We start from the raw sequence: 3,129 nt of genomic DNA, 5'->3' as shown, positions 1-3,129 counted from the left end.
GCATAAATTAGCGTAATCGCACCCATCCATATCCAATCCTTGCGCACGAGTCGTTCATTCTCTTGCTTCACTCTTGAGATCGCTTCAGCTTTGAAAGCTGTTAGTGTCTTGTGATCCGACTGCTTGCGTTCTTCCTCCAGCAGCGGGGCGATAGGCTTCAATCTTCCGCGTGCATAATTATCATATCCGATATATAACAAGTAAAGCATCAATCCAACATTTGCTAACGAGCACAATAAAACAATTCCATTAAAAGGCACGTTCGTGCTCACCTTGCTGTAGTCAAGCACATAAGCAATATTGATGAAGCTCGTCAAGCTAAATCCGAAATACACCATCAACATCCTGCGATCGAACGATTGTATAAAAGCAAAGATTCCAAGCAGCATTACTGGAAACAGATAACGCTCATGCATCTTCGTTACACCCATAAATRCGACAACGATAAGCACCATCGCTATAAAATAAGAGCGCTTTGACGATTCATTGTCTCGCTTTAACAGTGCAAAAAAAGCGGAGATCGCTACGGCTGCAAAAATGAAGATATTCCCCCATTTTTTGAACGAAAACAGCAGCCACGTATCCGTAATCGGCTTCCAATTCGCATCGCTTAACGCATAGAAGTTGAATGCATTTAGCGTCGCGTACGGATAAGAAGACAAGGTTCCTGAATACAGCTTAATGAGGCCCGACAAGCCGCTGTTGCCCCAGAAGAAAGGCAAAGCGAGCAATATAAACGTAGTGAAGCCGTAAAATGCGCTGACCGGAATCTTCTTCCAATCTTTGCGATATACGAACCACAACAGCAGCACAGGCATGAATATAAATGCCTGCGGCTTAATAAGCGCTGCAATAGCAAACAAAACCGAAGCGCGCTCTATTTTATTTTCGACCAGTCCATGAATAGCCAGCACGAGTGCCAGCGCAAATATCGAATCCACTTGCCCCCATGCGGCAGAATCCACAATAATAGCTGGATTGAATAAGAAAAGAAGCGCTAATCCTAACGCTATCGAATAGCCAGCTTTCTTATTGCCTATTTGGACAATGAAATAAGCAGCAGCCAAATCGGCTAAAATCGCCGGGAGCTTAAATAGAAGCAATGCCGCATTTGATCCTGAATCTAGCGACAGCATATCTTTTATTAAACCTAATACATACAGAATATAAATATAGCCGGGAGGGTAATCTACAAACATTCCCGAATGGTAAAATCCAGAAAGCCCCTGCTTCGCAGCTTGGTCAGCCCAAGCCATAAACAAAGCGATATCATTCGCATAACCACTGCTTGAAACAGCAATCCAAAGCCGCAAAATTAGTGCGCCGAGGAACACGAATACAAGAATGGTTTTATGTAAATGTTGTTTCTCGTCAAGCCAGCTTCGCTCACGAAACAGCTTCTTATAAATAAGTGCAAAAAACAAGGTGAACAGTGCACCAAACAAAATAAGTGGAAGGACTGAGCCGCCCGAAGTCGATGCTTCAGTTCCTTGGCTTGTCTCCGTAGGGACTAAGCTGAACACCTCTGCACCGGATGGCGCCTTAGATACTTTCTCTACACTGACGTCATCAAAATAGGCTTTCCCGGTATTAATGCTCCCGTATCCGCCTAAACTAGCGCTGAACGTAATACTTTTCTGGTCCTGGCCCGTCTTCGCATAAAACTCAATGTACGCCCATTTTCCATTTGTATCCTTCACTTCAGGATAAGTTACTGCTACGCCTTCAACGAAAAATAGAGCCCCTGTTGCATCCAAGCCTACTTGTTCCGTCTTCACGTACCCAGAAAATTTATATGTTGTTTTTGGTTTTACTTTTATCGTCTGTGTCCACCGCGAGTGATTAGCTTGCTTGTTCTCAAGCACGGCTGAATAGGTTCCTGTATGCGCTTCGGTATTATCAATCGTATACGAAGTAATTTGCTCTTCCTTCAAATACGCATCATGCGTCCAATCTGAAGGGGCTCCCTCCGTAACATTTTCAAAACCGGCATTGTTAAGCAGATTGCTTGCTGCGTTTGATACTGCCGCTGGCCATAGAAGGGTTAGGAGAAGGATGGTTATTGTAGCGCGACTAAACATATTCATCATCGTTCCGATTTCCACCTCATATTTGGAATAAAGTTGTCCATTTTATAATGAAATACAACTTAACTCTATGTGATATTAACCTCATGGTCAATGAAAAAGTGAAATTTCCACCGCTTTTTTAGCACGACGGAAAAGTCGACAGCGATAATAAAAAAGCATCCCTAATGGGATGCGCGAAATGCCACAATGGAATGCATGTTTTTCTGCATGTAAGCACTCTCGATTCAGCTTGAGGCTGGAGGCAGCATACCACCCTTTCCATCGGCTATGCCTACAATTTCTGAAGGTTTTCTTATATCTGCGACAACGATATCGTTTTTCTCGCCAATCATGCCTCCCGCCACATAGCTTTTGCCATCTATGACTCTTGTTCCAGCGATATGCCTCATAAAATATTCCGTATTCAACATCGCATCAATGACATAAGAAAACGCAATGCGCACATCGAGCCGAATAATGGTTATCGCTAATCGCTTAGCTGTTGCGATCGCAGCCTCCTTAACCGTTCCGATGCCGCCGTCCACAATAAGCGCATGCTTAGCTAGGGTTGTGACCGCAGCCTCGTCTATAACAGGGAGCCTCTGCGTAAATCCTATAAGAATATCAGCATTTTTGACGGATTCCGCGATGTTGTTCTCATTGTATATCCGCCCGGTGCTGTACCTTGGAAGAATGGCATTCAAAGCTTGCGCAATGATTGCTCCCTGCTGATCTCGCCTGCTGATGTAAACGTCAGCTCCTCGCTCGGCGAGCGTCAACGCAAGCTTTGAGCCTAAGTTTCCCGCGCCAATAATCGAGACCTTCTTTTGCTTAAGCTCTGGAACCAGCTCGTTGATTAGAAGATCACAAGCCAGCGAGGTAATATCGTTTCCTTTATAGGCTTTTATCTCACTCTGCAGCACACACGCTTTGGCGACAGTCAGAAAATCACCCGATTCCGCGTTTTTAGCTTCGGCATCAATGAAAATGTAATCGACCTTACCATCGGCGTATTCACAAATAGCCTTTACATGCTCACGCTCTGGAACAATATAGAAAC

At 44.4% G+C, this 3,129-nt stretch carries 2 protein-coding genes; both read right to left on the bottom strand.

Annotated features, from left to right (window positions below):
• The coding region (locus AC1DSE_RS33345) for a glycosyltransferase 87 family protein (protein WP_477528918.1) at positions 1–2,090 on the bottom strand (2,090 nt) is incomplete at its 3' end.
• A 224-nt stretch (positions 2,091–2,314) separates the two neighbouring features.
• Positions 2,315–3,129, bottom strand: an 815-nt coding sequence (locus AC1DSE_RS33340) for an NAD(P)-binding domain-containing protein (RefSeq protein ID WP_477528917.1), incomplete at its 5' end; no start/stop codon positions are given.

This window comes from Paenibacillus sp. 01L418, assembly GCF_056400045.1.
The sequence above is the reverse complement of the archived record's forward strand: the minus strand, read 5'-3'. Positions and strand labels throughout refer to the sequence as shown.